Source organism: Bradyrhizobium manausense (assembly GCF_001440035.1).
Lineage (GTDB): Bacteria > Pseudomonadota > Alphaproteobacteria > Rhizobiales > Xanthobacteraceae > Bradyrhizobium > Bradyrhizobium manausense.
The window spans coordinates 139,723-165,018 of record NZ_LJYG01000062.1 but is presented as its reverse complement, the minus strand read 5'-3'; the positions used below and the strand labels follow the sequence as shown (position 1 = coordinate 165,018).

The window sequence follows — 25,296 nt, the reverse complement described above, 5'->3', positions numbered from 1 at the left end:
CTCGCCGGCACCGGCGCCACGCTCGGTGACGGCTCCATCATGGGCACGCCCAAGCACGGCTATGCGATGCACATGATGTCGAGCGGTCCTGCGGGGCAGCGCGTGGTCGACCTGCTGGTGCCCTGGGGCATGAGCATCGAATTCGTCGGCGAGAAACTCGGCACGGCCTCCGGCATCAAGATCCTGCGCTCCGTCCTGATCAAGGGCATCGAGGCGCTGATCGACGAGACGCTGCTGGCGGCCCGATCCTACGGCCTCGATGAGACGGTACTGGCCTCGGCCTCGAAGACGCTGACGCGTCCGTTCATGGACACGGTCGAGAGCCTGACGCCGTCAGGCGTCATCCATGCCAAGCGACGTACCGAAGAGGTCGAGATGGCGGCCGAGGCGGTCGAAGATGCCGGCATCGAGCCGTTGATGGCGCGCGCGACCGCGGCGCGGCTGCGCTGGAAGGACAGCCTCGGCCTGAAGGAGCATTTCAGGGGCGTCGTTCCCGAGAATTACAGGATCGCCATCGATGCGATCGCGACCAGGATGCAGGCCAGCGCAAAAGCAGCCGAATAAACCAACAACAAAAAGCAAAAAGGGAGAGAAACGTGACGGCTGCTCGAACGGACATCGATCCGATAGAGAAGGCGACGATGCGCAGGGTGATCCTGCGCCTCGTGCCGTTCCTGATGGTCTGCTACTTCTTCGCACTGCTCGATCGCGTCAATGTCGGCTTTGCGGCGTTGCAGATGAACAAGGATCTCGGCCTCACGCCGGCGATGTTCGGCTTTGGCGCCAGCCTGTTCTTCGTCTCCTATTTCCTGGTGGAAGTCCCCAGCAACCTGGCGCTGCAGAAAGTCGGCGCGCGGCGCTGGATCGCCCGGATCATGATCACCTGGGGCCTGGTGACGGCGTGCATGGCGCTCGTCGTGGGGCCGTATTCGCTGTACGCGATGCGCTTCATCCTGGGCGCGGCGGAGGCCGGCTTCTTTCCCGGCGCGATCCTTTATCTGACCTACTGGCTGCCATCCGAATATCGCGCGCGCATCCTGGCGACCTTCACGGTCTCGATCCCGCTCGCGACCTTCCTGGGCTCGCCGCTATCCGTCGGCCTGCTCGAGCTTGACGGCGTGCTTGGCTTGCGCGGCTGGCAGTGGCTGTTCATCCTGGAGGGGGTGCCGACCGTTTTGCTCGGGCTCGCCTGCCTGTTCGTCCTGACCGACAGGCCCGAAGGCGCGGCCTGGCTGACCAATGAGCAGCGCGATTGGTTGACGGCCCGCATGGCGGTGGATGCAGCCGCGCGCAAGCCGGTCGGTCATCTCTCGCTCTGGCAGCTTGCGACCAATAAATATTTCCTGGTCATGGCGCTGGTCTGCTCCGGCGCGTCCGCCACCGGCAGCGTGCTGTCGGTCTGGCAACCGCAGCTGCTGAAATCGTTCGGCCTGTCGAATCTGCAAACCGGCTTCGTCAATGCGATCCCCTACGGCATCGCGACCGTGCTCATGGTGCTGTGGGGACGGCATTCGGACAGCACCGCCGAACGGCGCTGGCACACGGCCATTCCGCTACTGTTCGCCGCCGGCGGCTTCACGGCATTGAGCCTGACCGGAACGGCAGTCGCGCCGACCATCGTCATGGTGACGTTCCGCCTGGTCGGCGCCTATGCCTTCAAGGGGCCGTTCTGGGCGCTGTCGGCGAGCTGGCTTTCGACCGGCACGCTCGCGGCCGGCCTCGCCGGCATCAACGCGATCTCCAATCTGATCGGCGGCGGCCTGATGGTGAACGTCGTTGGCGTCGTCAAGGAGCGGACGGGCAGCTTCGTGCTCGGGATGCTGCCGCTTGCGCTGCTGTGCGCCGTGGCGGCGACCTTGGTCCTCGTGCTCGGCCGCAAGGTCGCGCGCGCGGCCGACATGGTGGCGGTGAAATCATGAGCGAGCCCGGCAAGTCATCCCAGCACGCCATCACCCGGCGCGGCGTTCTTGCAAGCATGCTGGCTGTGAGCACGGGCGCCTGGGCCGGCGGGGTCGAGCAGGCGGTGCCCAACAGCACGGGGTCGGCGCCGCCGCGCTTGAACGCGCCTGCGGATGCGTGCGATTGCCATCACCATATCTACGACGGACGGTTTCCCGTTTCGCCGCATTGGCACCAGGGCTTTCCGTCAGGTGCGACCGTCGCCGATTATCGAAATCTCCGGCGCCGGCTCGGCACCACCAGGAGTGTGGTGGTGCAGCCGTCGACCTACGGGGTCGACAACCGGTGTCTCGCGGACGCGCTGGGCCAGCTCGGCTCATCGTCACGCGGCGTTGCCGTCGTCCATACCGATGTCGAGGAAGCAGAGCTGCGCGCGCTGGCCGAGGCCGGCGTCCGCGCCATCCGCGTCAATTTCGTCTCTCCGCAGAGCTGGGGCACGACAACGCCGCAGATGCTTGCCGCGCTTGCCAGACGAGTCGCCCCGCTGGGCTGGCACGTGCAGATCCTGATGACCGGCGATCAGATCGTCACGCATGAGAAAGTCATCCGGTCGCTCCCCACCAAGGTGGTGATCGACCATCTCGGGCGTATTCCCCAGCCCGATGGCCTCAAGCATCCGGCGTTCGCCGCTGTCCGCCGCATGCTCGATGAGGGCCGCACCTGGGTGAAGGTCACCGAGCCCTACGAAGACAGCAAGCTCGGTCCGCCCTATGCCGATTCCAGCGAGGTGGCGCGTGCCTACGTGCAGGCCGCGCCGGAGCGCATCCTGTGGGGCACGGACTGGCCGCATCCGACCCAGCGCGGCACCAAGCCTGACGATTCTTTGTTGCTCGATCTTCTCGCCGACTGGGCCCCGGACGAAAAGACGCGCCGGCGCATCCTGGTCGACAATCCCGCCGAGCTGTTCGGCTTCTAATCCAGCCGCTGAAGCGAAAGCATCTCAGTCGATGCCTTCGCACTTCAGCTCGCGCAATTGCTTGTCCACCCAGGAGGCGTCGTGGGTGCCGGCCTCGATATTGGCCATCTGCTTCTGCTCGGCCTCGAATTTCGCCGTGGCCGCCTTGAACACCGCTTCGGTCTGATCGAACGGCACGCAGAGCAGGCCGTCATCGTCGCCGATGATGAGGTCGCCGGGCTCGATCACCATGCCGTCGATCGCGATCGCAACGTTGATTTCGCCGGGGCCGTTCTTGTAGGGGCCGCGATGCGTCACGCCGGCCGCGAAAATCGGAAATGTCTGGCCGCGGATGAAGCCGGCATCGCGGATCGCGCCGTTGATGACGAGGCCGGCCACACCGCGCTTGACCATCTGCATCAACATCATCTCGCCGGTAATGGCATTGGTGAGGTCCCCGCCGGCATCGACGACGATGACGTCGCCGGCCTCGGCCAGCGCGATCGCCTTGTGCACCATGAGATTGTCGCCGGGCGCCGTCTTGACCGTCAGCGCGGGACCCGCGAGCCCGCCGCTCCTGTGCATCGGACGAAGCCGCGCACCGCCGGCCGTCAGGCGCGACATGCTGTCGCTGACATTGGCGACCGGTAGCTGCGCGAAACGCGCGACGACCTCAGTGCCGACCTTCCTGGTGCGCTTCAAAATTCTGAATCCGACGGGCATGAATGGTTCTCCAATTGGTCGGAAAATTTATAGAACGTCGTTTCATTATTCGCAATGCGCGTCATCGATCGCCTGGCACGCCGCGCGAATGCCCGAGTTGGGCCGGTGGAACGATCGAATGACGGGCGGCAAAATCGATCAGGGCGCCGCGGGCGGGACTGTCCGGCTGCAGCAAGCCCCTGTGCGTGCCGAACAAGGTCACGGCCACTTCGATCTCGCCTTGCCAGTTCGTGATCGCGGACGAGATCGCGACCAGGCCCGGAATGTAGCGTCCGTCGACATAGGCAATGCGTTCGCGCCGGATCTTCATCGCCACGGCCTCGACACTTGCCATGTCGGGATTGAGATCCGGCCAGCTGACGCCGACCGAAGCGGCACGTTCGAGTTCGCTTTGCAGCCGCACGGCCAGTTGCGGGGGCGGCAGATAAGAGAGGAAGACGCGTCCGGTCGCGGAATCGAGCAACGGAAACGTGCTGCCCAGACCAATCGACGTGGTCGTCAGATGAGGGCCTCGCTCCAGTCTGACCACGGTCGGGCCGTTGTGACTCCAGACAGCGAGCAGCGCGGCATGCCCTGTCGTCGCGGCCAATTCCTCGAGTTCATCGGAGGCGCGGACAACGAAATTGTTCCGGCTGATGGCCGCGACCCCCAGTTCGGCGGCTTCGCGGCCGAGGTCATAACGGCCGGACCGCTCCTTCTGCACGGCAAGGCCGGCATGAATGAAGCTCGCCAGATAGCGATGCACCTTGCTCGGCGGCATGCCGGCTTCCCTTGCGATATCCGATAGCGTCGCCGGCCCATCGAAGGACCTGAGGACTCGCAGGACCGAAAGTGCGGCGTCGAGAGCCTGGATACCGCCGGGGGCCGTCCCGCCGCTCTCGTCGTCAGTCTCTTTCGCCCGCGTCCGTTTCATCTCAACATGTCCTTGAACTCCTGCGGCACGCTTGCACCGCGGAGCTCGCCCATATCAGTGACAGCGGCCCAGGCGCGCTGTTCGAAGCCGCTCGCAATCTGCACGTTTCTGACCGACAGCTTGTAGTCGATTCGAAACCGCCGCTCTTGCCACTCGGCCACCTCTGCCCGGATCGTCAGTTCATCGTCGTAGCGGGCTGGTCCCATGAACTGGGCCCCGACCTTGACCAGCGGTGTGACGCTGCCAAAGCGCCGCTTGAGCTCCCGCTGACTCAATCCATGGCTGCGCAGCCAGCGCTGCCAGGTGCAGTCAAACCAGTAGAAGTAGTTGGGATAAAAGACGATTCCGGCTTCGTCGCAATCGCCCCATTCGATCGTGAAAGCTGTCTCGAACATCCAAGAACCCTCCCGGCAAGCACGTCGGCGCGGAGCCTAATGCGTCGCGTCTATTCCTCATAAGAAAAATGATTCCTCATGGCGGAAGAAACATATTGCACAAAAGGAAATCTATTGCATAATACGCAAACAAAAGCGGGCAGACAAACGCAAACACAGGGAAGGGAAGTCATGCCGCTCAGTCGCATTGCGGTGATGGGAGGAGGGCCTGCGGGCCTGTATTTCGCTGCCCTCTGGAAGCGTCGGCATCCCGAGGACCATGTCGATGTCTTCGAGCAGAATCCGGAAGGCGCCACCTGGGGATTTGGCGTCGTCTTTTCCGACAAGGCGCTCGACTTCCTTCGCGCCGATGATCCTGAGACGGCCGAGGCCGTTTCGGCCCGCATGGAGACGTGGCGCGACATCACGCTCGTCCATCGCGGCGAGCGCGTCGTGCTCGACGGTGTCGGTTTCTCCGCGGTCGGGCGGCTCGATTTCATCACGCAATTGACCGAGCGCGCGCGGTCCGCCGGCGCAAATCTGCACTTCGGCAAGCTCGTGCGTTCCGTCGACGAACTCGCGGGATACGATCTGATCGTCGCCGCCGATGGCGTCAACTCGCTGGTGCGACGCAGCTACGAAGGCGACTTCAACACGTCGCTTTCCTATGACGACAACAAGTTCGCCTGGTACGGCACCACCAAGCGCTTCGAAACGCTGACCCAGACTTTCGTCGAAACCGAGTTCGGCTGTTTCAACGCCCATCACTATCGCTATTCGCCGACGATGAGCACCTTCATCGTGGAGTGCGATCGTGCAACCTGGCTCCGCGGCGGCTTTGCCGAGAAGACCGAGGAAGAGAGCAGGGCGCTTTGCCAAAAGGTGTTCGCCGACACGCTCGAAGGGCATCCTCTCGTCGGCAACAAGTCGGTCTGGCGCAATTTTCCCTGGCTGTGGAACGACCGCTGGTCACACCGCAACATGGTGCTCGTCGGCGACGCGCTCCACACTGCGCATTTCTCGATCGGATCGGGCACGCGCCTCGCCCTCGAGGACGTCATCGCCCTCGTCAACGCGCTGGACGGCGAACCGCGCAATCTCCGCCATGCGCTGGAGCATTACGAAACCACGCGCCGCCCGGTGGTGGAGAAGCTGGTCAAGGCCGCAAGGACCAGCGCGGCCTGGTACCAGCGCTTTGCCGAACACATGAAGCTGGCTCCGCTGGATTTCGGCTACAGCTACATCACCCGTTCCGGCCGGATCGACGACAGCCAGCTCCGCGCGATGTCGCCGCGCTTCATGGCGCGTTACGACGCCGGTTCATTGGTCCCCAGCACGTAGCGATGATGAGGAGCGCTGCCATGACGGACGGAATCGACCAAACGCTCTCGAATTCGATCGTGGACCACGTGCCTGATGATGCGCCCTGCGCGCAGGAGATCGGCTTCGATATGCCAGACCGCTACAACGCCAGCGAAATCCTGTTCGGCAATCTCGGCGCCGGCCGCGCCGACAAGGTCGCGATCTACACCGCGGCCGGCAACACCAGCTACGGCGAGTTGTGTGCCAGGGCCGCCCAATGCGGCAACGCGCTTCGCTCGCTCGGGCTTCGCCGCGGTGATCGCGTGCTGCTCCTGCTGAACGACACGGCGTCCTATCCCGCGACATTCTTCGGCGCGGTCCGTGCCGGCTTCGTGCCGATGCTGATCAACACGTTGTCGCCCAAGGACCTCATCGGCTTCTACCTGCAGGATTCGGCCGCGCCGGTCGCGGTCGTCGACGCCGAATATGCCGCCCTGTTCGACCGGGAGACGGTCGCAGGAACGCAGCTGCATACGCTGGTGATGCTCAACGGCGAGGTCGCGGTCGAGTCCCCGGTCAAGGTTCTGGGTGGTGACCAATGGTTCGCCCAGTTTCCCTGCGAGCTGGATGCTGCGCCGACCTCTCGCGACGACATGGCGTTCTGGATGTACTCCTCGGGCAGCACCGGCCGGCCGAAGGGCATCGTGCATCTGCAGCACGACATGGCGTACACGGCCGACAGCTTCGGCCGTCACATCCTGGGAATCGAGGAGAGCGACATTTGCTTCTCGGTGCCGAAGATCTTCTTCGCCTACGGCTTCGGCAATTCGATCACGTTCCCGTTCTCGGTCGGCGCCAGCACGATCCTGCTGGCCGGGCGGCCCGAGCCTGGCGCCGTCCTGGATCTGATCGAGCGGTTCAAGCCGACGCTCTTCTTCGGCCTGCCGACGCTCTACAATGCGCTGCTGCATCATCCGCGCATCGAAACTGCCGATCTGTCGAGCGTGCGCCTCAGCCTGTCGGCCGCCGAAGTGCTGTCGCAGGACATCTTCAACGACTGGAAGCGACGCTTCGGTCTCGAGATCGTCGAAGGGCTCGGATCGACCGAAGTGCTGCACATCTATCTGTCGAACACGCGCGAGCGGAGGAAGACCGGGACCGCGGGCAAGCGCGTTCCCGGCTATGAGCTCAGGCTGACCACGCCCGAAGGGCAGCCCGTCGCGCAAGGCGAAGAAGGCGTGATGTGGATCCGCGGTCACTCCAACGCGCCGTGCTACTGGAACAGGCCCGACAAGACCGCGCAGACCATGCGCGAGACGGGATGGATCTGGACCGGCGACAGGCTCGTCGAGGATGCCGACGGCTTCTTCACCTTCGTCGGCCGGGTCGACGATCTCATCAAGGTGAGCGGCCAGTGGATCTACCCGGTCGAGATCGAGCTCTGCCTGTCGGATCATCCCGCGGTCCGGGAATGCGCGGTCCTGGGCCTCGAGCTTCCCGACCGCCGCATGACCACGAAAGCATTCGTGATCCTTCGGGACGGTCATGCGGCAAGCGAGACGTTGACGCGGGAGCTGCAGGATCACGTCAAGTCGAAGCTGCTTCCCCACAAATATCCGCGCCTGATCGAATACCGGTCCGAACTGCCGAAGACCGGAACGGGCAAGATCGACCGGCAGAAGCTGCGCAGCGCCCCGCTGGTGACCTGAACAAGCAGCCTCCGTGTCTCAAGTCTCCTGAAAGTCACAGCCTACAAACCCACGCTGACTGGAGTTCGTGATGTCCGCTGCTGAAGATGTAGACGTTACCGAGGTCATCGAAGAGGCGCGGTTCGGACGCCTCCAGCTTCTGATCCTGGTTCTTTGCGCATGGATCGCGCTGCTCGACGGTTTCGACACGCAGGCGATCGCCTATGTCGCACCTGTGATCGCCGAGAAATGGGGGATCGCCATGGCCGGCTTCGGTCCGATCTTCGGCGCCGGCCTCGCTGGACTTGCCGTCGGTGCATTCGTCCTCAGCCCGGCGGCCGACCGGTTCGGCCGCAGGAGCGTGATCCTGCTGTCCGTGCTGCTGTTCGGGATGTTCGCACTCGTCACGGCGCGTGCGACCACGCTGAACGAGCTCTTGGTCTACCGTTTCCTGACCGGCCTTGGCCTCGGCGGCGCCATGCCCAACATCGTCGCTCTGACCAGCGAATACGCGCCGAAGCGGATGCGCGCGCTGCTCATCGCCATCATGTTCTGCGGCTTTCCGCTGGGCTCGACCATCGGCGGCCTGATCAGCGCGCCTCTGATCGGAGCGTTCGGCTGGCAGGCGGTCTTCGTTGTCGGCGGCGTGCTTCCGCTTCTCACCCTGATCGTGCTGTTCGCCTGGCTGCCCGAGTCGATCCGCTATCTCCTGACGCGCGAGGTCGCAGATGTCAGGATCGCGAAATTGCTCGCAAGGCTTGATCCAGGCATCCGCGCGACCGCGGCGAGCCGCTACGTCGTGCATGGTTCGCAAGGATCGGGCTTCCAAGGATCTGGCTTCCCCGTGACGAAGCTCCTCGCCGAAGGCCGCGCATCGATGACGGTCCTGCTCTGGATCGCGTTCTTCATGAACCTGCTCGTCATGTACTTCCTCGTGAACTGGATGCCTTCGCTGCTCAAGGCGAGCGGGCTGCCCCTCAACATCGCGATCCTCTCGACGGCGGTGCTGAATGCCGGGGGCGTCGTCGGCGCGATCGTCCTCGGCCGCTTCGTCGACCGGCTCGACCCCTATCTGGTGCTCGGCGGCGCCTATCTGGCTTCGGCCCTCTTCATCGGGGGGATTGCCTTCGGATCGGCCAGTGTCTGGACGTTGATGATCTCGACCTTCCTCGCCGGCTTCGGCGTGGTCGGCGCGCAGATCGGCATGAACGCGCTGGCCGCCGGCCTTTATCCGACCGAGATCCGCTCCACCGGCGTGGGCTGGGCGCTGGGTGTCGGCCGCATCGGCTCGATCATCGGCCCGGTCGCGGGCGGCGTGCTGCTCGGCTTCGGATGGGACGCGCAGTCCGTCGTTCTGACCGCGGCGGTGCCGGCGGTGCTGGCGGGCCTTGCGGTGATCGCCCTGCGCCGGCGCGAGCCGTCACTCAAGCTCGTGCCGTCGGCGGCGACACTCCATCACTAACAGCGAGACAGACCATGTCCCATCAAGCCCTCATGGCGCCAACCGCCGACACGCCCGAGCGCCGGGCGTTCTACGACAAGATCGACAAGAGAAACCTGATGGCCCTGTGGCTGTCGCTGGCCGATCTCGTCACGCCGGAGCCGAGAAGCGCGTGCCGCCCTGCATCCTGGCGCTTCGACGAGATCCGCGCCTACATGCTCGAGGCCGGAAGTCTCATCACTGCGAAGGAGGCGGAGCGGCGGGTTCTCGTGCTCGAAAATCCCGGTCTTCGCGGCCAATCGAAGATCACGACGGATCTCTACGCCGGCGTACAGCTGGTGATGCCGGGCGAGGTTGCGCCGGCGCACCGCCATACGCAATCCGCGCTACGGTTCATCCTCGAGGGTGAGGGCGCCTACACGGCGGTCATCGGCGAACGCACCATCATGCATGAGGGCGATTTCATCATCACCCCGCCCTGGGCCTGGCACGATCACGGCAACCCCGGCTCGAAGCCGGTGTTCTGGCTGGATGGTCTCGACATCCCCGTCATTCAGATGCTGGATGCATCCTTCGCCGAGCATCTGGACGTCGACGAGCAGCCGATCACGAGGCCCGTCGGCGACAGCGACGCCCGCTATGGTCACAACCTGCTGCCGGTCGATCACAAAGGAGGCGGCGGCACCTCGCCGGTGTTCAACTATCGCTATGCACGCACGCGCGAACAGCTCGAACGCCTGCGGCGCGCCGCCGCCTGGGATCCCTGCCACGGCCTCAAGATGCGCTACACCAATCCGATCACGGGCAATCACGCCATGGCCACCATGGCGACTTTCATCCAGCTGCTGCCGAAGGGCTTTTCCACCGCCGCCTACCGCTCGACGGATGCCACCGTGTTCGTGCCGATCGAGGGCAAGGGCCGCAGCGTCATCTCGTCCCGGACAGGCGAGGACATCGTGGTCGACTGGAGCAGGCGCGACATCTTCGTGGTTCCGTCCTGGCATCGCGTGCGTCACGAGGCGATCGGAGGCGACGCCGTGATCTTCTCCTATTCCGACCGACCCATTCAGGAAGCCCTGCATCTGTTCCGGGAGGACCGCGGCAATGCCTGACGCCATCTCTCACGCCGACTTCGTTCTGCCTGCGCCGCCGCAAGCCTCCGTCGCCGTCCATCAATCCCCGGCGCGCTTTCCGGTGCGCCGGATCATCTGCGTCGGTCGCAACTACGCGGCGCACGCCCGCGAGATGGGACGCGATCCCGACCGCGAGCCGCCGTTCTTCTTCATGAAGCCCGCCGACACGGTCGTCGACGACGGCACGACGGTTCCTTATCCGCCGCAGACCAACAACTTCCACTACGAGATCGAGTTGATCGTCGCGATCGGGCAGGGCGGGACGGACATCCGTAACGAGCGTGCGCTCGATCATGTCTGGGGCTATGGCGTCGGCATCGACCTGACCCGTCGCGATCTCCAGCTTCAGGCCCGCGAGCAGGGCCGTCCCTGGGACTGGGGCAAGGGTTTCGATCTGTCGGCGCCAATCGCGCCGCTGCGACCGGTCTCGGACGTCGGCCATCCCGACGCCGGGCGCATCTGGCTTGCCGTCGACGGCACGCTCAAGCAGGATTCCGACATCTCAAAGCTGATCTGGCCCGTGCCTGATATCATCTCGATCTGCTCGCAGTCGATGGCGCTCAAGCCCGGTGACCTCATCATGACGGGAACGCCGGAAGGCGTCGGCCCCGTGCGGCGAGGCCAGGTGATGACAGGAGGAATCGAGGGGCTGGGCGAAATCAGAATACCCGTCGGATAGGATTGTCGGAGCGGAAGAGCTGACCGTCGATCGGCGGTCGACGATGCAAAGCGCAGCACCAAGCGCGCGTGGCCTGCGCTCTCTTACCTTAAGTTGTTGTAAATGGCCGACAGGCTATCTGGGTGGCATGCCCGTATTTGTCATGCCGTCCAGTCGCGCCGCTGTTTCAGACAGGGAATTCTCCGCCAGAGAACGAGCCGGTGGGCCGCATCCGCTGTCCGGCTTGAGGCGGTCCTCGTGATGGTTGCGCTGGACACAAGCGCGGGCGCGGTCACGCGCCGGCCGATCATCACGGCAACGATGCCGTTGGTTGTCGGCGGCTTTGTCGTCCTGACCATCCTGCTGTTCTGGCCATGGCTTGGGCACCTGTCATCGGCGCTGATCGGCCCGGAAGAAGACAATATGCAGGATTTCTGGAACAGTTGGCACGCGGCAACAGCCCACGGCTGGCGCGACTTTCTGTTCACCAACCAGATCCGCTATCCCGAGGGCACATCGCTCAGCTACCATTCGTTTGCCTGGCCGCAGGTCGCAGCCGTGATGCTGCTTGGCCACATATTCGGCACCAGCCTCACCGATCTGATCCTCTTCCAAAATTTGACATTGCTGGCTTCTTTTCCGCTCTCTGCTGCGGCGATGTTCCTGCTGGCACGTCATCTCCTGGGCGAGCGCACGGGATGCAACGCGGGGGCGGCGTTGGCCGGCTTCGTCTTTGCCTTCAACCCCTGGCACGTCGCGCAAGTGATGCACCACGCTCATGTCGCGACGATCGAATTCCTGCCGCTCTTTGTGCTGTTTTATCTTAAGGCACTCGACGAGCGGAATTATCTCCATCTCGCCGCGGCAAGCGCGATGATGGCGCTCAGCGCGCTGTCATGCTGGTATTATCTGTTCTACGCGTTCTTCTTCATGGCTTTCGATCTTGTGTTTCGATGCAGCCGGGATCGGAAATGGCCGGAAAAATGGCAGCTCGCTGCGCCGATGCTTTGCGTGATCGGCAGCATTCTCTTGCTTTCGCCGTGGCTGATACCGATGATCATGGCCCGTGGTCCCGCCAATGCAGGCACCAACGCGTTCGTTGCCGATCTTTTTGCCCTGGTCGTGTTTCCACCCAGCCATTTTCTGGCTCGGCTCGGGGAGAGCATCTATGCCCGCCTGACCGGCAATCCCTGGGAGGCCACGGTCTATCTGGGCCTCGCCAATCTCGCGGCGCTGGCCTGGGCGTTCGCCTGCAAAACCGAGACCGACAAGCGGGTGATGCACTACGCGCTGGTCGGGATGCTGTTCTTTCTCGTGCTTGCCGCTGGGGAGACGCTGCACATCGGAGGGCATCCTTCCGGGCTGCCTCTGCCCTATTTCGTCCTGGCCAAGCTGCCTTTCTTCGGCAATGTGCGCACGCCTGCCCGTGCCATTGTCATGGTCTATATGTTCCTGGGGCTCGGCCTGGCACAAGCCTGCGTGATTGCCGCCCGCCGGGTCGGCATCAGGCAACGCGCTTGCATGGCGTTTGCCGCGATTGCGATCCTGTTCGACTTCTTTCCGACCAACCTCGCCGCGACGCCGCTACGCTGCTCGCCCGCGCTCGCTGCGATCGCCGGCGATTCCGATAGCTTCGGCGTCCTGGATCTGCCGCGCGGCTACATTGCGGGGAACATCGCCATGGCACTGTCGGCCTGCCATGGTCATCCTATCGTTGCTGGCGAAACATCGCGCAAATTGGCTGTCACGCTGGCCGACCAGCTTGAAACCGGCAATCTTGCTGCCCAGCAGCGTCAACTCACGGCAGCTCATGTCAAATATATCGTGCTGCGCCGTTCCAAGGGCCACTCCTTCGTCTGGAACGAGACTGACGGCAGTCTTGACGACTATCTGCGAACCTACCCGCAGGTCGGCTCGGACGACGAAGCGATCGTCTTGCGCGTCTATTAACGTGCCATGCCTGGCCTGACATAGACGCTTTCGTAGACGCCGGTGTGGGCCTCCTTCCACCCTCGCTTTGCCACGAGAAACTGCCTTAATTCTTCATGTCCCCTGAGCCATAGCACGGCGTCGATGTGATATTTTTCGAGCACGTCGTCCCAGGTGTTCTCGTCGATCTCCCAGTGAACCAGCCTGAAGTAATCTCGCAACAGTTCGTCAGGATAGGCGGTGGCAGCCCGTCCGTCCACAAACAGGGGCACCGTTCCATGAGTCAGGAGGATCAAATATCCTCCGACGTTCCAGTGATTGAGCACCCGCGCATGCGAAAGATGCGTTTGCAGATATTCGGCGTCCTGCTCCGACATCATCTCGGGTAACGCCAGAGCGGGCCTGATCTGAATGAATGTCAGAGGGAGCACACATGCGCCGAGAATCGCGGCGGTCACGAGCGCCCGCTGAACTTGCAGCTGAGGCAACTTGCCGGGGATCATGCGATCGAGGTGCAGAGCCATCGGGATGGTCGAGAAGATGAAGAAAAAGGACATGTATCGAAATTGATGGAGTCCGAGGGCCAAGAAGACCCAGGACAGAATGCGTGCCTCCACCCGGATTCCCGTCGACGCTCCGTAGCGCAATTCGAGCGCAATAAACCCGACAATGTAGACCATTCCGGGAATGCTGCCCGGGATTTCGATGTTGTGAGAATACGGAAGCCACTCGCCGATATTGCCTTGGACGAAGTGTCCCAGGGTCGCGGTCACACCCTCATAGATTTGCCAGCCCAATGGATTGACGAAGGTCACGGCAAAGCAACCCAGCCCCGCCAGCATGATGGCTTTGAACCTTCTCAAGTCGTGGCGCCATAGGGCCCCTGCGCCAAAGACTGCTGGGATCATGAAGCCCAGCACGAACCCTCCGTGCAGGTTGACCCACAACAACATCATCAAGGGTAACAGCCACAGCTTGGTCGAGCGCAGGCATTCCCGGTAGAAAACGACGCTGAACAGCATCGTCGAAACGTTCGGAGATGCTGCCAGATATGTATTGGGAGCAGCCTCATAGGCAGGGTACAAAAGGCCTGTTGCGAAAGTCGCGATGCAGACGGCGAGTGCCGAAGCCCCGGTCTCCAGGCAGGCGGACGTCAGATACCAAATGATCAGCGCGCCGCACACGACGACCAGGCCGACAAGACCCCCATAGCCGGCATACTTGAAAATCAAGCTGGCGATAACATCCCATAACCAGGAGAGGTTGAACCATTGCTTGGTTCCGAGCGTGAACGACCACGGGTCCTGGAACGGAACGTGCGCTTCGCTTCTGATCAACTCACCGGCGGCCAGGTGCCAACCGAGGTCGTAGTGACTCAAGATGAGTGACGCGTTGGACAGGTAGAATACGCTCAAGAGCGAGATCAGGAAGACGTACGTTCCCAACGCCGACGACGGCGTTGCTCCGGATGGTTCAGCAAGATTCTGCAGCATCCGGACATTCCGATCGTTCATTCCAAAGCATAGGTCGGACGTGCGTCGACGGTCCGCCGTCGGTTGTCGCCCATTCCCTCACAGCCTAGCAGCGAATAATCTAAGGTAGAGTGAATGTCGATTGTGCAATCGAAATTCCGCAAGCAGAAGTAAGAGTTGGTTAATGCGGGGTATCGGTCTGGCGCGATGATCCGGTGCCGGTCTCGTCACCACGTCGACGCTGGTTTCGCAGGTTTTAGGCAGTCGGTCATCGCGTGCACTGTCGCCCTGACCATGGCTGCCGCCAGCAGCGACCGCGCCGCTGCAACGGCGTCCGATGCTAGCCGCCCCACCCCGCATACGGATTGTGACCTGGTTCTGGCTGATCATCGTAATGCGGCAGCGGCTGAGGGCGGGCCGGCCCTGCTGGTGAATAGGCCCATGCCCCAGCGGGCCCTGTCGTCAAGGCGCGGGTCGAGTGAGCAGTTGCATGATGCCGGTGGCCCTGGGCTGCCATGGCGGCGCCGACAGGTGCACACAGGAAAACCAAAAGACTGAGGATCAGGCCTGATCGCATGGTCGTTGCTCCGGCGGACTTGCGGTGAACCATCAAGTGAGCCTCGGTCGATGTCCACGCAATCCGTCACCGCCTTGCGACGGGTCACATCCGCGGCATCATGATCGGGCTGACGGTGGAAATTCGTGCGAATCTGTAAACCCATACTGGATGAGCCCGCGTCGCCGCGCTGTGCGACCGCTCTGCAAAGGCCCAGCCTTGCAAAGGCGACACTCAATATCTTGAGGTCTTCCGATGGGCCGGTCGGTGTCCGTCAGGGGTGCTGCCGAATATTTGCGCCAGAGGGCGTGCCTACGGTCTGTATCGGTTCACCGGGAGCGCGGTCGAGGGGTGGGTGTGGCCGCGCCAGCCCGACCGTTCCGGGAGGCGTGTCATTGCTGGACGGACGAGTATTGACGCGCTCCAACGTAATTGCCGATGCGGCGACAATGGCGATGGCCAGGGCGATTGTGGATAGGGCTAAGGCTGCTCGATCATTCGGGTCCATCGTCAGACCTCCGCGCTCCATAGCCGGGGAATAACGCCGGATGATCGATTTGGTTCTTTCTCAGGGTCCTCGGCCTCAGCGCCCGAGCGGCACCGACGCCTGGATCGTCCAATCGGCGATGGGAATGTCCTGTCCTGAATGGACGATGCAAATCCTGTCGAAGCTAATTCTGCGGCCCGCGAGACGCTGCCCGAACTCGACTGATGCCGGCGCCTTCGCCCTTTCCGGCAGGTTGCCATAGAGCAGCGAGACATGCGGCATGAAGCGTTCGGTTTCCTGCGGATCGAGGCGGCGCTTCAGTCCGAAGAGCGGCACTGAGGCGGCGAAGCGCAGGTAGAAGGCGCGGAAGAACGCCTGCGTCGTCTCGATCCCGGTGATCGGCTCGGTGAAGGGCTGCATTGCTGCGGCTGCTGCCCGAGCGTCGTCGTGGAGCTGCTCGAACGCTGCATTCGTGTCGCCGCGCAGCGTCAGATGCGGCGCAAAATTCGGCGTGCCGAAGCGCGCCGCAAGCTCACCGATCAGCGAAGCGAGAAACGCTTCGTCTTCGGGGCACGGCATCAGCCAGAGCGATCGGATCTCGACGGCCATCGAAAGTCATAAATCTGTTGCACGAGCGAGCTAGGGGTCGTTATGTTTATTCCACGCTGATCGCAGAATGGAAGAACAATTCCATCTGAACAATAGGGCAGCGTGGAGGAGCGCAAGTGCGGGCGGGCTCGCAAGTCATGTCGGGTGTCGGCGCGGCTATCGAGGTGCGCGGCCTGCACGTCGCCTATGGCGGCACCAAGGTGCTTCACGGCGTCGATCTCGATTTCGCGCCGGGGTCTTTCACGGCATTGCTGGGCTCCTCCGGCTGCGGCAAGACCACGCTTCTGCGCGCGCTCTCCGGCTTTGTGCCGGTCTTGTCCGGCTCGATCGCTGTCGGCGGCAAGGACGTCGCGGGTCTGCCGCCCGAGAAGCGCGGCATGGCGATGGTGTTCCAGTCCTATGCGCTCTGGCCGCATATGACGGTGCTCCAGAACATAGGCTACGGCCTGAAGCTGCGCGGGGCGTCCAAGCGCGACATCGCCGCCAAGGTGTGCTCGCTGCTGGCGATGCTCGGGCTCGCCGGCTACGAAGATCGCAAGGTCACGGCGATGTCGGGCGGACAGCGCCAGCGTGTGGCGCTGGGACGCGCGCTTGCGGTCGACCCCGGCATCCTGCTGCTGGACGAGCCGCTCTCGAACCTCGACGCCAAGATCCGCCTGACGATGCGTCACGAGATCCGCGCCATCCAGCAGCGGCTCGGCGTCACCACGATCCATGTCACGCATGACCGCGAGGAGGCGATGACGATGGCCGACAGGCTGGTCATCATGAATGCCGGCCGCATCGCGCAGATCGGCACGCCCGAGGAGGTCTATGACCGGCCGAACAGCGCCTTCGTCGCCAATTTCATGGGCGCCGAGAACGTCCTGCCCGTCCATGTCGTCACCGGTGCGGGCCGGACCACGATCACGGCTGGCGAGGCGCGCCACGTGCTCCCCCGTGAACGCGACTTGGCTCTGCCGGCGGGCGAAGCACTCGCCTATTTCCGCGACGACGCAGCCAGTCTGGATGCCCCCGATGCCGAACCGGGCGAGGATCTGGTGGTGCCGGGTCGCATCGCGGCGCGCAGCTATCCGGGTGGGCTCTACCGCTACAGGGTCGAGGCCGCCGGCCGCCAGCTGACCGTGGATCACACCATCAGGCATGAACCCGGCGCGGCGGTCGGCCTGCGCATCCCGCTTTCGCGCCTTCACATCTTCCCGGCCGCACAGGCCTCCATACAGGCCTCCATCCCTGCCTGAGCCCTTGCAACGATCCGACACGGAGCCAGACCATGCGCCTTCTCACGATCGCCACCTCGCTCGCCGCGCTGATCGCGGCTTCGCCGCTCGCAGCGCAAACGCTCAACGTCGCCTCCGCGGGCGACCAGAACATGGTCGACTATGTCAAGGATTACCTTGCCCCGATGTTCGAGAAGGCTCATCCGGGCGTCAAGATCGTCGCGGTCGGCACCGGGCCGGGCGATGCAGGCTCGCAGAAGATTTACGAGAAGCTCAACGCCCAGAAAGGCGCGACCGCATCGGATTTCGATGTGGTGGTGATTCACCAGAAGGCCGCCGGCCAGATGGTCAAGGAGGGCCTGCTCGACAAATATACGGCCGATGTCGATACCGCCAGGCTCGCCACGGGCGATTCGTCCAGGAACGCGCTCGGCACCGACGTGAGCGGCTACGTCATCCCGATGTTCCAGTCGCAGACCGCGCTCGCCTACAATGCCGACATGGTCAAGACGCCGCCGGCAACCTTCGCCGAGCTCGCCGATTGGGCCAAGAAGAATCCGAAGCAGTTCGGCTATAACGGCATCAAGGGTGGCATGTCGGGCGTCGCCTTCGTCGCCGGCTGGGTCTACGCATTCGGCGGCGATGCCGACAGGCTGATGAAAGGTCCCTATGATGTCGCCACCAAGGCCAATTGGGACAAGGCCTTCGCGGATCTGAAAGCCTTCAACGCCGTTGCGACCATCACTCCCGGCAATGCCGGCACGCTCGACATGTTGAACCGCGGCGAGATCGCGATCGGCCCGGTCTGGGTCGACATGTTCTATTCGTGGCAGGCCGACGGCAAGCTGCCGCCGAACATGAAGCTGAAGCTGATCTCGCCCGGCATGCCCGGTCAGCCGATGTATTATTCGATTCCGGAGAAATCGGCGCAGAAGAAGCTGGCCGAGGCCTTCATCGCGCTGGCAACCTCGCCGCAAGTCCAGGCCGACGGCATCGTCAAGAAGTTCAACTGGTATCCGGGCATCGACGCCAGGAACCTTGAAGGCAAGCTCGACAAGGCCGCCTGGGACAAGCTCTTCAGCGACGTGACGCCGGCCGAGCTCGCCAGCAACGGCAAGCCATTTCCCATAGCTCCCTACTTCAACGACATCCTCGAGGGCTACGAGAAGAAGGTCGCGAATTGAGGTTGGTTGCGGCGCGCCGCCGTCGGCAGCTTCGATGTCGATCTCCCAACGCCAGCTCGCTCTGCTGCTCATCACCCCTGGCCTCGCGCTGGTGGCGGCGCTGTTTCTCTATCCGCTGAGCTTCTCGCTGATTTCGGCCTTCACCGGGCCGAAAGGAGGTTTCTCGCTGGATGCCTTTCGAAAGGCCTGGGAGCTCTATTCCGGCGACATCCTCTTTACCGTCGTGATCGTGCTCGTCTCCTGCTCGTTGACGGGACTCGCCGCCATCGTCATCGCCGGTACGCTGACGCTCGGCGAGAACCGCCTGATCGTCGGCACGCTGAAAGCGCTCTATCGCTGGCCGCTCTTCATCCCGTTCATCGTCGCGGCACAGTGCATGCGCACCTTCCTCGCCAAGAACGGGCTGATGAACAATTCCTTCGTCGCCATGGGGCTCATGGAGCCGCTCCAGGCGGTCAGCTTCCTCGACTGGCGCGGCATCATCGCCACCTTCGTCTGGAAGCAGACGCCCTTCGTTGCCCTGCTGCTCGCGGGTGCGCTCGCCGCGATCGACCGCGCGACGCTGGAAGCGGGCCGCAATCTCGGGGCCTCCCGCTTGCGCGTGCTGGTCGAGCTCGCGCTGCCTCAGGTGATGCCGCAGCTCCTCGTGGCGCTGGTGCTGTCGTTCGTGACGATGCTCTCGGTGCTGTCGGTACCGATGATGGTGGCGGGATCGCAGCCCACCCTGCTGACCGTCGACATGGCCTTCCGCATCAACGCCTATGGCGATTACGCCACCGCGAATGCGCTCGGTGTCATCACCTATCTGCTCTCGGCCGGCGCTGCGATCATCTATCTGAAGCGCGGCATGGCGAAGGAGGGCGCGCCATGATGCATCTCGGATCTGCGTTGCGCACGGCGCTGGCCGCGTTCCTGCTCGCGGCCTTTGCCTTCGTGCTGATCGGCCCGCTCGCCAACCTTGCGCTGTGGTCCGTGGCCGAGCGCTGGTACACGCCCTATAAGCTGCCGGTGAGCTACGGCACGCGTTACTGGGAGCAGGTCTTCCGCCCCACGGGCGACGCCATGGCCTCGCTCGGCACATCGGTCTTTATCGCGGTGCTGACGGTCGCCGTCGCGCTCGCGCTCTCGATCCCGGCCGGCTACGCGCTGGCGCGCTTGAGGCTGCCGGCGCGCGCCCTGTTCATGGTTGTGTTCCTGCTGCCGCAGGCCTTTCCGTCGGTGGCGATCTACATCAACGTCGCCCGCGTCTTCTACCAGCTCGGCATCAACGGCACGGTCCTCGGCGTGGTGCTCGTCCATGCCGCGCACGGGCTGGTCTATTCGGTCTGGATCGCGGCCGCCGCGTTCGGCGCGGTCGACAAGGATCTGGAGCTGGCGGCGCGCAACATCGGCGCCTCGCCGCTCAAGACGTTTGTCTCGGTGACGCTGCCGCTGGCCGCGCCGGGCATCGTCGCCAGCGGCATCTTTGTCTTCCTGGAATCGCTCGACGAGTTCACCGGCACCTTCTTCGTCGGCGTGCCGCAGGTCAGGACCCTGCCGCTACTGCTCTACAATGCGGCGATGGGCGGCAATTATCAGGTCGCCTCGATCACGGCGCTGATCCTGCTCGTGCCCTCTGTGCTGTTCATGCTCTTCATCGAGCGCTTCCTGCGCGCCGACGTGCTGGCCAAGGTCGGCGCCTAGCCCCGATCCCTGGCGAGCTCGGCAAACACCCGCCGGAGATTGCCGTCGCCATCCTTCAGAATGGTCTCCGCTTCAGCTCTGCTGACACCCAGCGCCAGAAGCACCGCCGTCTTGACGTTGCCTTCGGCCTGCTCCAGCGCGCGTGCCGCGTGCAATGGATCGCGCTCGGCGATTTGCGCCACCATGGCCTCGGCGCGCCGCTTCAGCTTGGCATTGGTCGGCTGCATGTTCACCATCATGCCGCGATACACCCGGCCAAGACGCAGCATGATCCCCGAGGAGATCAGGTTGAGCACGACCTTCTGCGCGGTGCCCGCCTTCATCCGCGTGGAGCCGGCGATCAGCTCGCGGCCGGTCTCGATCAGGATCGGAAACTTGGCCGATGCCAGCAGCACGGTGCCGGGATTGTTGGCGACACCGACCGTCACTGCACCGCAGGAGCCTGCCTGCTGCAGCGCCGCGACGGTGAACGGCGTCGTGCCGCTGGCCGCGACCGCGATCACCACATCATGCGGTGTGAGCCGCGCGGCGTTGATCTGCGCGACCGCGTCATCAATGTCATCCTCGGCGCCCTCGATGCTGGTGACGAAGGCACTGTCTCCGCCGGCGACGATGAAGCGGACGCGCTCGCGGGGCCAGGCGAAGGTCGGCGTCAGCTCGGCGCCGTCCTGGACCGCCACGCGCCCCGAGGTGCCGGCGCCGACATAGACAAGGCGACCGTGGTCGCCCAGCGCGGTCTTGGCGGCTTCGGTCGCCGCGGTGATTGCGGGAAGGGCATGGCCGATTGCGGCAATCGCCGCAAGCTGCCCCTCCCACATCGCTTCCATCGCCGACGCCAGCGGCCAGGCATCAAGGTCGGCAAATCTGGGATCGACGTCTTCGGTTGCCATATTGCTGATCCCAGCCTCAAACGCGGAACTTCGGAGCCTGTTCATGGTCAGTTTCTCTCCTGGGCAGGTCCAGCCTGGCCAAGTCAACGCGGCAGCGGGTGTCGCCCCACCGATGCCGCGATACCCGGTGCCTTTGTTCCCATCGGACGTTAACGCGAGGAACTAGCTTCGGGTCCCGAAACCACTGTGTACACTAAGGAGCCGGATGCGGCGGGGAGGCGCCTCACTAGTCCGTGAGTGCGATTTTCGGATCGGCACCGATGGCTCGAGCTGAGTCTTCCGCCGTTCTCTCGGTGCCCTACAGCACATCTTTGATGGTGCTGACATGTCCTGCGCGGATCTCGTCATCCTTCATCCGAACTTTGAGGTCGGCGGAACATGGAGGTGGCATCGGTTCGATGGGCGAGGGGAGTAAGGTTCCCGAGCGAGGCCAGATGCGCAACGATCCCATCATCGTTCAGATTTATGGTGGTGTCTGCGTTGAAACACCGGCCAAGATTGGAGCGGTTGCGCGCAGTCTCGCCGACCTGCACGGGCGGGGTCATCGTGTCGTCGTGATCGTCTCGGCCATGGGCACGACCACCGACTAGTTGATCCAGATGGCGTCCAATCCACAGCAGCAGGCGCTTATGCGAGACGGGCAACCCGCGCTTGTCTCTCGCCAGAAGAATTCACCGCCTTGAAGGAAACCTTCTCGCCGGCCGTCATGCAACCGGTCAGAGTGGAGCAAGCAACTGCTATCACCAGAATGCGCATACTGAAATTCCCCCCGAGGAAAGAGACTATGCAAACGCAGCCTATGCGCGAGGGCAAGATGAGTTTGTGCTTGTAGGTATCCGGGCCCACCGTCAAAAAGTCTAAGGCTCTTCTGATGTGTGGCACCGGCTCGCCGAGCCGAAGCTCGATGCAGCAGTCCGTCTTCGTTTCCGCTGCGCTCCAGCTACGCCGGACACCACGCTTCGCCCTTGCTCTCCGCGTGGCTGCTCAGCCCGCCTTCGCCCTCCGGGCTTCGGCGAGGCAGCCTTCACTCGCTTCGCTTTTGATGTGTGGCACCGGCTTGCCTAGCCGAAGCTCGCGAAGCGAGCGAAGGCTGGTGGGCCCGGCAGGACTCGAACCTGCAACCAGACCGTTATGAGCGGCCGGCTCTAACCATTGAGCTACAGGCCCCGCCGCGAGGCTGCCGCGGGGTGCGGCCGGCAACGGTGCGCGGTTCGTTTACAGGGATGGAGGCGGGGGTGCAATGCCGAGGCGGGTGACGTGAAAGCGCCAGCGCGACTTGGCGATGACTTCCAAATTTCCGAAGTTTGTGATGATGCCCTTATACGCCTGTTTTGCCCGACGGAACAAGCGTTTTTCAATGGTATAGATTTTTGCTGCCGCAACCCGTTGTAATTCCCTCACTTTCTACTGTGCATGGGGTTGTTTTCGTGTTTTGACGGCCCGTCTTGCCGGGCACCTGACGCGTGGCGGCGGCCCGCTCAGTCTACCGAGACCCCGGCGAATTCCACCACCTTGCGCCACTTCTCGGTCTCGTCAGCGACCAGCTTGCCGAACTCGGCCGGCGTCATCGGCCTCGGGATGCCGCCATTCTCGGTCAGCCGCGCCACCACCTTGGGGTCCTTCAGCGCCTCGTTGACCGCCTTGTTGAGGAGCTCGACGATCTCGCTCGGCGTACCCTTCGGCGCGGAGATGCCGTAGAAGCCGACCGATTCGAAGCCCGGCACGGTCTCGGCGATGGCGGGCACGTCGGGCAGCGCGGGCCAGCGCTGCGGCGAGGTGACGCCCAGCGCGCGGACATTGCCGCCGCGCGACTGCTCGAGCGCGGAAGGAAGGTTGTCGAAGATCAGCTGCACCTTGTTGGAGATGATGTCGGGGAAGGCGATCGCAGATCCCCGATAGGGCACATGCACCATGTCGCACTTGGTCATCGCCTTGAACAGCTCCGCCGACATGTGCACCGAGGTGCCGTTGCCCGACGAGGCGAACGAGATCTTGCCGGGATTGGCCTTGCAATAGTCGATGAACTCCTGGACCGTCTTCACCGGCATCGCGTTGGAGACGACCAGCATGTTGGTGAGCTGCATGATGCTGGCAACCGGCGTGGTGTCGCGCAAGAAGTCGAACGGCAGCTTCTTGTAGAGCGAGGTCGAGATCGCATTGTTGGGCGCGACGAACAGCAGCGTGTAGCCGTCGGGCGGCGAATTGATCGCGGCCGCGGCCGCGATGTTGCCGCCGGAGCCGGTGCGGTTCTCGACGATGAACTGCTGGCCGAGATGGTCCGACAACCACTGCGCCATGATGCGTGCGACGATGTCGACCGGGCCGCCGGCGGCAAAGCCGATCAGCCAGTGCACGGGGCGGTCCGGGTAGGCGGCGGAGGCGGGAGGGGCCGCGTTGAGGAGACCTGTCAGCAAGACCAGCCCGAAAACAGCGCACCGCAAGATTCGCAACATGTCGCCTCCCATTGCCTTATTGTTTGGCGGCATGCTTTCACAAAAACCGGCCGCTGCCTACATCGCCTCAAGTCGATGTTGACGCAGGCGCAGCCGGGCCGATGATGAAATTCGTAAGTCGTATCCTTCTCAGTGTCGCGAGATCGGCGTGGTGAAGTGCTCGCTCTAAGCGATCGTCATTTCTTCAGCATCGCACACGCCGGGTCCGGCGGGCCGAAGGCCTTGTCGCCGGGAATCGTCGTGAGGATCTTGTAATAGTCCCACGGATATTTGCTCTCCTCCGGCGTCTTCACCTGCACCAGCCAGAGGTCGTGCACCATCAGATTGTCATCGCGAAGCTTGCCGTGGCGGGCAAAGAAATCCTCGACCGGCGTCTCGCGCATTTTCGCCGCGACCTTGAGCGGATCGTCGGTGCCGGTTTCCTTGATGGCGTTGAGATAGTGGATCACGCTGGAATAGACGCCGGCCTGCCACATCGACGGCATCTTGTTCATCTTGGCGAAATAGCGCTTCGACCATTCGCGGGTCTTGTCATCCATGTCCCAGTAGAACGAGGTCGTCAGCAGCAGGCCCTGCGCGGCCTGCAGGCCGAGGCCGTGGATGTCGGTGATCAGCGCCAGCAGCGCCGCCATCTGCTGGCCGCCCTTGAACACGCCGAACTCCGAGCCGGTCTTGATCTCGTTCATGTTGTTGGGGGGACCTGCCGCAATGCCGATGATCTTGGCCTTGGAGGCCTGCGCCTGCAGCACAAAGGAGGAGAGGTCAGGCGTCGCCAGCGGCGGCTTCACCGAGCCCAGCACCTTGCCACCATTGGCGGTGATGACGCTGGAGGCGTCGCGCTCCAGCGAGTGGCCGAAGGCGTAGTCGTCGGTGATGAAGAACCAGCTGTCGCCGCCGCGCTTGACCACCGCATCCGCAGTGCCGACCGCGAGCGCGCGGGTGTCGAACACCCACTGCATCGCATAGGGCGAGCAGAACTTGCCGTGGAAGTCGGCGGTGCCGGTGGAGTGGGTGATGAACAGCCGCTTCTTCTCGTTGGCGATGTTCTGCACCGCAAGGCCGACGGCCGAGACCGGCACGTCGACGATCAGGTCGACCTGGTCGACATCGTACCAGCGCCGCGCGATCGCAGCGCCAATGTCCGCCTTGAGCTGGTGGTCGCCGATCACGATGCTGATCGGCTTGCCGAGCACAGTGCCGCCGAAATCGTCGATCGCCATCTGCGCCGCCGTCACCGAGCCCTGGCCGGTCGGCGCGGAGGCGGGGCCATTCATGTCGGTCAGCACGCCGATCTTGACGACGTCGTCGGACACCTGCGCCATCGCACCACCCGACAGCAGCGCCGCCGCAACGGCGGCCGCAACCGGCAGTCCAAATTTGATTGGCTTCACGCTCGTCCTCCCCTGATCCGGCGCGTTGGCCGAAAATTGCTTGGCGCCGGGTACGGCCCGGCTGAATTGGTTTCTTTTGCAACTATTTGGGGGTGGGCGTCAATCTCAGGCCGCGAAACGGATATGGCCTGCGGGCGAGGGATCGTAACCGGTCAGCTCCTCGGCGCGTTGGCACAGCCGCCGTTCGTCCAGGAACCGGATCAGGGCCTGCATGGCGGGGCGGAAATAGCTGCGCTGCCGCATTGCGAGGTCAAAATTCTCCCAGACCAGCGGCACGAAATCGAGCCCGGCCGAGCGCGCCGCCGCGCGCGTCGCGACGCCGCAATCGGCTTGTCC

The 25,296-nt window shown here is 63.6% G+C and carries 23 protein-coding genes and 1 tRNA gene; 14 read left to right on the top strand and 10 right to left on the bottom strand.

Annotated features, from left to right (window positions below; all coding sequences use genetic code 11):
* From AOQ71_RS47880 to AOQ71_RS16285, 3 genes are all read left to right on the top strand, one after another.
* A partial coding sequence (locus AOQ71_RS47880; RefSeq protein WP_245316902.1) for a DUF1932 domain-containing protein occupies positions 1 to 564 on the top strand: 564 nt, incomplete at its 5' end.
* 32 nt (positions 565 to 596) lie between these two features.
* On the top strand, positions 597 to 1,919 hold the full coding sequence (locus AOQ71_RS16290) for an MFS transporter (protein WP_083514250.1): 1,323 nt from the start codon (positions 597 to 599) through the stop codon (positions 1,917 to 1,919).
* Positions 1,916 to 2,875 carry an amidohydrolase family protein gene (locus AOQ71_RS16285; RefSeq protein WP_057747795.1) on the top strand — a complete coding sequence of 320 codons (960 nt, stop codon included), beginning with the start codon at positions 1,916 to 1,918 and terminating at the stop codon, positions 2,873 to 2,875. The genes AOQ71_RS16290 and AOQ71_RS16285 overlap by 4 nt, the downstream gene beginning before the upstream one ends.
* 24 nt (positions 2,876 to 2,899) lie before the next feature.
* Here AOQ71_RS16285 and AOQ71_RS16280 read toward each other — a convergent pair whose 3' ends face one another.
* The 3 genes from AOQ71_RS16280 to AOQ71_RS16270 form a co-directional block, all read right to left on the bottom strand.
* Positions 2,900 to 3,577 carry an RraA family protein gene (locus AOQ71_RS16280; protein WP_057747792.1) on the bottom strand — a complete coding sequence of 226 codons (678 nt, stop codon included), beginning with the start codon at positions 3,575 to 3,577 and terminating at the stop codon, positions 2,900 to 2,902.
* 61 nt (positions 3,578 to 3,638) lie between these two features.
* A complete protein-coding gene (locus tag AOQ71_RS16275) occupies positions 3,639 to 4,490 on the bottom strand; it encodes an IclR family transcriptional regulator (protein WP_057747788.1) in 852 nt (283 codons plus the stop codon).
* The gene (locus AOQ71_RS16270; protein WP_057747785.1) at positions 4,487 to 4,885 is read right to left on the bottom strand and encodes an acyl-CoA thioesterase; all 399 of its coding nucleotides are present in this window, start codon (positions 4,883 to 4,885) and stop codon (positions 4,487 to 4,489) included. The genes AOQ71_RS16275 and AOQ71_RS16270 overlap by 4 nt, the downstream gene beginning before the upstream one ends.
* Positions 4,886 to 5,056: 171 nt before the next feature.
* Between AOQ71_RS16270 and AOQ71_RS16265 the strand changes: the two genes are divergently transcribed.
* From AOQ71_RS16265 to AOQ71_RS16240, 6 genes are all read left to right on the top strand, one after another.
* A complete protein-coding gene (locus tag AOQ71_RS16265; RefSeq protein ID WP_057747782.1) occupies positions 5,057 to 6,205 on the top strand; it encodes an FAD-dependent monooxygenase in 1,149 nt (382 codons plus the stop codon).
* Between the two features lie 20 nt (positions 6,206 to 6,225).
* A complete protein-coding gene (locus AOQ71_RS16260; RefSeq protein WP_057748059.1) occupies positions 6,226 to 7,875 on the top strand; it encodes a benzoate-CoA ligase family protein in 1,650 nt (549 codons plus the stop codon).
* A 70-nt stretch (positions 7,876 to 7,945) separates the two neighbouring features.
* On the top strand, positions 7,946 to 9,316 hold the full coding sequence (locus AOQ71_RS16255; RefSeq protein WP_057747779.1) for an MFS transporter: 1,371 nt from the start codon (positions 7,946 to 7,948) through the stop codon (positions 9,314 to 9,316).
* Positions 9,317 to 9,330: 14 nt separating this feature from the next.
* On the top strand, positions 9,331 to 10,407 hold the full coding sequence (gene gtdA / locus AOQ71_RS16250) for a gentisate 1,2-dioxygenase (RefSeq protein WP_245316901.1): 1,077 nt from the start codon (positions 9,331 to 9,333) through the stop codon (positions 10,405 to 10,407).
* Positions 10,400 to 11,107 (top strand): fumarylacetoacetate hydrolase family protein, encoded by a 708-nt coding sequence (locus tag AOQ71_RS16245; protein WP_057747773.1) that lies wholly within the window; start codon positions 10,400 to 10,402, stop codon positions 11,105 to 11,107. The genes gtdA and AOQ71_RS16245 overlap by 8 nt, the downstream gene beginning before the upstream one ends.
* Positions 11,108 to 11,344: 237 nt before the next feature.
* The gene (locus tag AOQ71_RS16240) at positions 11,345 to 13,036 is read left to right on the top strand and encodes a hypothetical protein (protein WP_157083538.1); all 1,692 of its coding nucleotides are present in this window, start codon (positions 11,345 to 11,347) and stop codon (positions 13,034 to 13,036) included.
* Here the strand turns inward: AOQ71_RS16240 and AOQ71_RS16235 are convergent.
* Both AOQ71_RS16235 and AOQ71_RS16230 read right to left on the bottom strand, forming a co-directional pair.
* A complete protein-coding gene (locus AOQ71_RS16235) occupies positions 13,033 to 14,508 on the bottom strand; it encodes a hypothetical protein (RefSeq protein ID WP_205668232.1) in 1,476 nt (491 codons plus the stop codon). The genes AOQ71_RS16240 and AOQ71_RS16235 overlap by 4 nt on opposite strands.
* Before the next feature lie 1,118 nt (positions 14,509 to 15,626).
* Positions 15,627 to 16,139 carry a 2'-5' RNA ligase family protein gene (locus AOQ71_RS16230; protein WP_057747764.1) on the bottom strand — a complete coding sequence of 171 codons (513 nt, stop codon included), beginning with the start codon at positions 16,137 to 16,139 and terminating at the stop codon, positions 15,627 to 15,629.
* 116 nt (positions 16,140 to 16,255) lie between these two features.
* Here AOQ71_RS16230 and AOQ71_RS16225 point away from each other — a divergent pair, with 116 nt between their 5' ends.
* Genes AOQ71_RS16225 through AOQ71_RS16210 form a run of 4 tightly spaced genes read left to right on the top strand, consistent with a single transcriptional unit; the run spans position 16,256 to position 20,226 of the window.
* Complete coding sequence (locus AOQ71_RS16225) at positions 16,256 to 17,380, top strand: ABC transporter ATP-binding protein (RefSeq protein ID WP_347336696.1); 1,125 nt, start codon at positions 16,256 to 16,258, stop codon at positions 17,378 to 17,380.
* Between the two features lie 32 nt (positions 17,381 to 17,412).
* Positions 17,413 to 18,543 carry an ABC transporter substrate-binding protein gene (locus AOQ71_RS16220; RefSeq protein WP_057747759.1) on the top strand — a complete coding sequence of 377 codons (1,131 nt, stop codon included), beginning with the start codon at positions 17,413 to 17,415 and terminating at the stop codon, positions 18,541 to 18,543.
* Positions 18,544 to 18,583: 40 nt separating this feature from the next.
* The gene (locus AOQ71_RS16215) at positions 18,584 to 19,414 is read left to right on the top strand and encodes an ABC transporter permease (protein WP_430648624.1); all 831 of its coding nucleotides are present in this window, start codon (positions 18,584 to 18,586) and stop codon (positions 19,412 to 19,414) included.
* Positions 19,414 to 20,226, top strand: a complete 813-nt coding sequence (locus AOQ71_RS16210; protein ID WP_057748056.1) for an ABC transporter permease — start codon at positions 19,414 to 19,416, stop codon at positions 20,224 to 20,226. Before AOQ71_RS16215 ends, AOQ71_RS16210 begins: the two co-directional genes overlap by 1 nt.
* Here AOQ71_RS16210 and AOQ71_RS16205 read toward each other — a convergent pair.
* Positions 20,223 to 21,161, bottom strand: coding sequence for an N-acetylmuramic acid 6-phosphate etherase (locus AOQ71_RS16205; protein ID WP_083514248.1), 939 nt, complete (start codon positions 21,159 to 21,161; stop codon positions 20,223 to 20,225). The genes AOQ71_RS16210 and AOQ71_RS16205 overlap by 4 nt on opposite strands.
* Before the next feature lie 389 nt (positions 21,162 to 21,550).
* Between AOQ71_RS16205 and AOQ71_RS16200 the strand changes: the two genes are divergently transcribed.
* A complete protein-coding gene (locus AOQ71_RS16200) occupies positions 21,551 to 21,706 on the top strand; it encodes a hypothetical protein (RefSeq protein WP_245316900.1) in 156 nt (51 codons plus the stop codon).
* Between the two features lie 501 nt (positions 21,707 to 22,207).
* Here the strand turns inward: AOQ71_RS16200 and AOQ71_RS16195 are convergent.
* From AOQ71_RS16195 to AOQ71_RS47875, 4 genes are all read right to left on the bottom strand, one after another.
* Positions 22,208 to 22,283 (bottom strand) — tRNA-Ile (locus tag AOQ71_RS16195).
* Positions 22,284 to 22,594: 311 nt separating this feature from the next.
* Positions 22,595 to 23,569: a Bug family tripartite tricarboxylate transporter substrate binding protein gene (locus AOQ71_RS16190; RefSeq protein WP_057748054.1), complete on the bottom strand. Its 975-nt coding sequence runs from the start codon at positions 23,567 to 23,569 to the stop codon at positions 22,595 to 22,597.
* Positions 23,570 to 23,745: 176 nt separating this feature from the next.
* The gene (locus AOQ71_RS16185) at positions 23,746 to 24,960 is read right to left on the bottom strand and encodes an ABC transporter substrate-binding protein (protein WP_057747746.1); all 1,215 of its coding nucleotides are present in this window, start codon (positions 24,958 to 24,960) and stop codon (positions 23,746 to 23,748) included.
* Positions 24,961 to 25,065: 105 nt separating this feature from the next.
* A partial coding sequence (locus AOQ71_RS47875; protein ID WP_245316899.1) for a substrate-binding domain-containing protein occupies positions 25,066 to 25,296 on the bottom strand: 231 nt, incomplete at its 5' end.

What these genes read in the sequence shown, in the direction of transcription:
- AOQ71_RS16285 (WP_057747795.1), top strand. Translation starts at nt 1,916, where the DNA reads ATGAGCGAGCCCGGCAAGTCATCCCAGCACGCCATCACCCGGCGCGGC.
- AOQ71_RS16280 (WP_057747792.1), bottom strand. Translation starts at nt 3,577, where the DNA reads ATGCCCGTCGGATTCAGAATTTTGAAGCGCACCAGGAAGGTCGGCACT.
- AOQ71_RS16275 (WP_057747788.1), bottom strand. Translation starts at nt 4,490, where the DNA reads ATGAAACGGACGCGGGCGAAAGAGACTGACGACGAGAGCGGCGGGACG.
- AOQ71_RS16270 (WP_057747785.1), bottom strand. Translation starts at nt 4,885, where the DNA reads ATGTTCGAGACAGCTTTCACGATCGAATGGGGCGATTGCGACGAAGCC.
- AOQ71_RS16265 (WP_057747782.1), top strand. Translation starts at nt 5,057, where the DNA reads ATGCCGCTCAGTCGCATTGCGGTGATGGGAGGAGGGCCTGCGGGCCTG.
- AOQ71_RS16260 (WP_057748059.1), top strand. Translation starts at nt 6,226, where the DNA reads ATGACGGACGGAATCGACCAAACGCTCTCGAATTCGATCGTGGACCAC.
- AOQ71_RS16255 (WP_057747779.1), top strand. Translation starts at nt 7,946, where the DNA reads ATGTCCGCTGCTGAAGATGTAGACGTTACCGAGGTCATCGAAGAGGCG.
- gtdA (WP_245316901.1), top strand. Translation starts at nt 9,331, where the DNA reads ATGTCCCATCAAGCCCTCATGGCGCCAACCGCCGACACGCCCGAGCGC.
- AOQ71_RS16245 (WP_057747773.1), top strand. Translation starts at nt 10,400, where the DNA reads ATGCCTGACGCCATCTCTCACGCCGACTTCGTTCTGCCTGCGCCGCCG.
- AOQ71_RS16235 (WP_205668232.1), bottom strand. Translation starts at nt 14,508, where the DNA reads ATGCTGCAGAATCTTGCTGAACCATCCGGAGCAACGCCGTCGTCGGCG.
- AOQ71_RS16230 (WP_057747764.1), bottom strand. Translation starts at nt 16,139, where the DNA reads ATGGCCGTCGAGATCCGATCGCTCTGGCTGATGCCGTGCCCCGAAGAC.
- AOQ71_RS16220 (WP_057747759.1), top strand. Translation starts at nt 17,413, where the DNA reads ATGCGCCTTCTCACGATCGCCACCTCGCTCGCCGCGCTGATCGCGGCT.
- AOQ71_RS16210 (WP_057748056.1), top strand. Translation starts at nt 19,414, where the DNA reads ATGCATCTCGGATCTGCGTTGCGCACGGCGCTGGCCGCGTTCCTGCTC.
- AOQ71_RS16205 (WP_083514248.1), bottom strand. Translation starts at nt 21,161, where the DNA reads ATGAACAGGCTCCGAAGTTCCGCGTTTGAGGCTGGGATCAGCAATATG.
- AOQ71_RS16200 (WP_245316900.1), top strand. Translation starts at nt 21,551, where the DNA reads ATGCGCAACGATCCCATCATCGTTCAGATTTATGGTGGTGTCTGCGTT.
- AOQ71_RS16190 (WP_057748054.1), bottom strand. Translation starts at nt 23,569, where the DNA reads ATGTTGCGAATCTTGCGGTGCGCTGTTTTCGGGCTGGTCTTGCTGACA.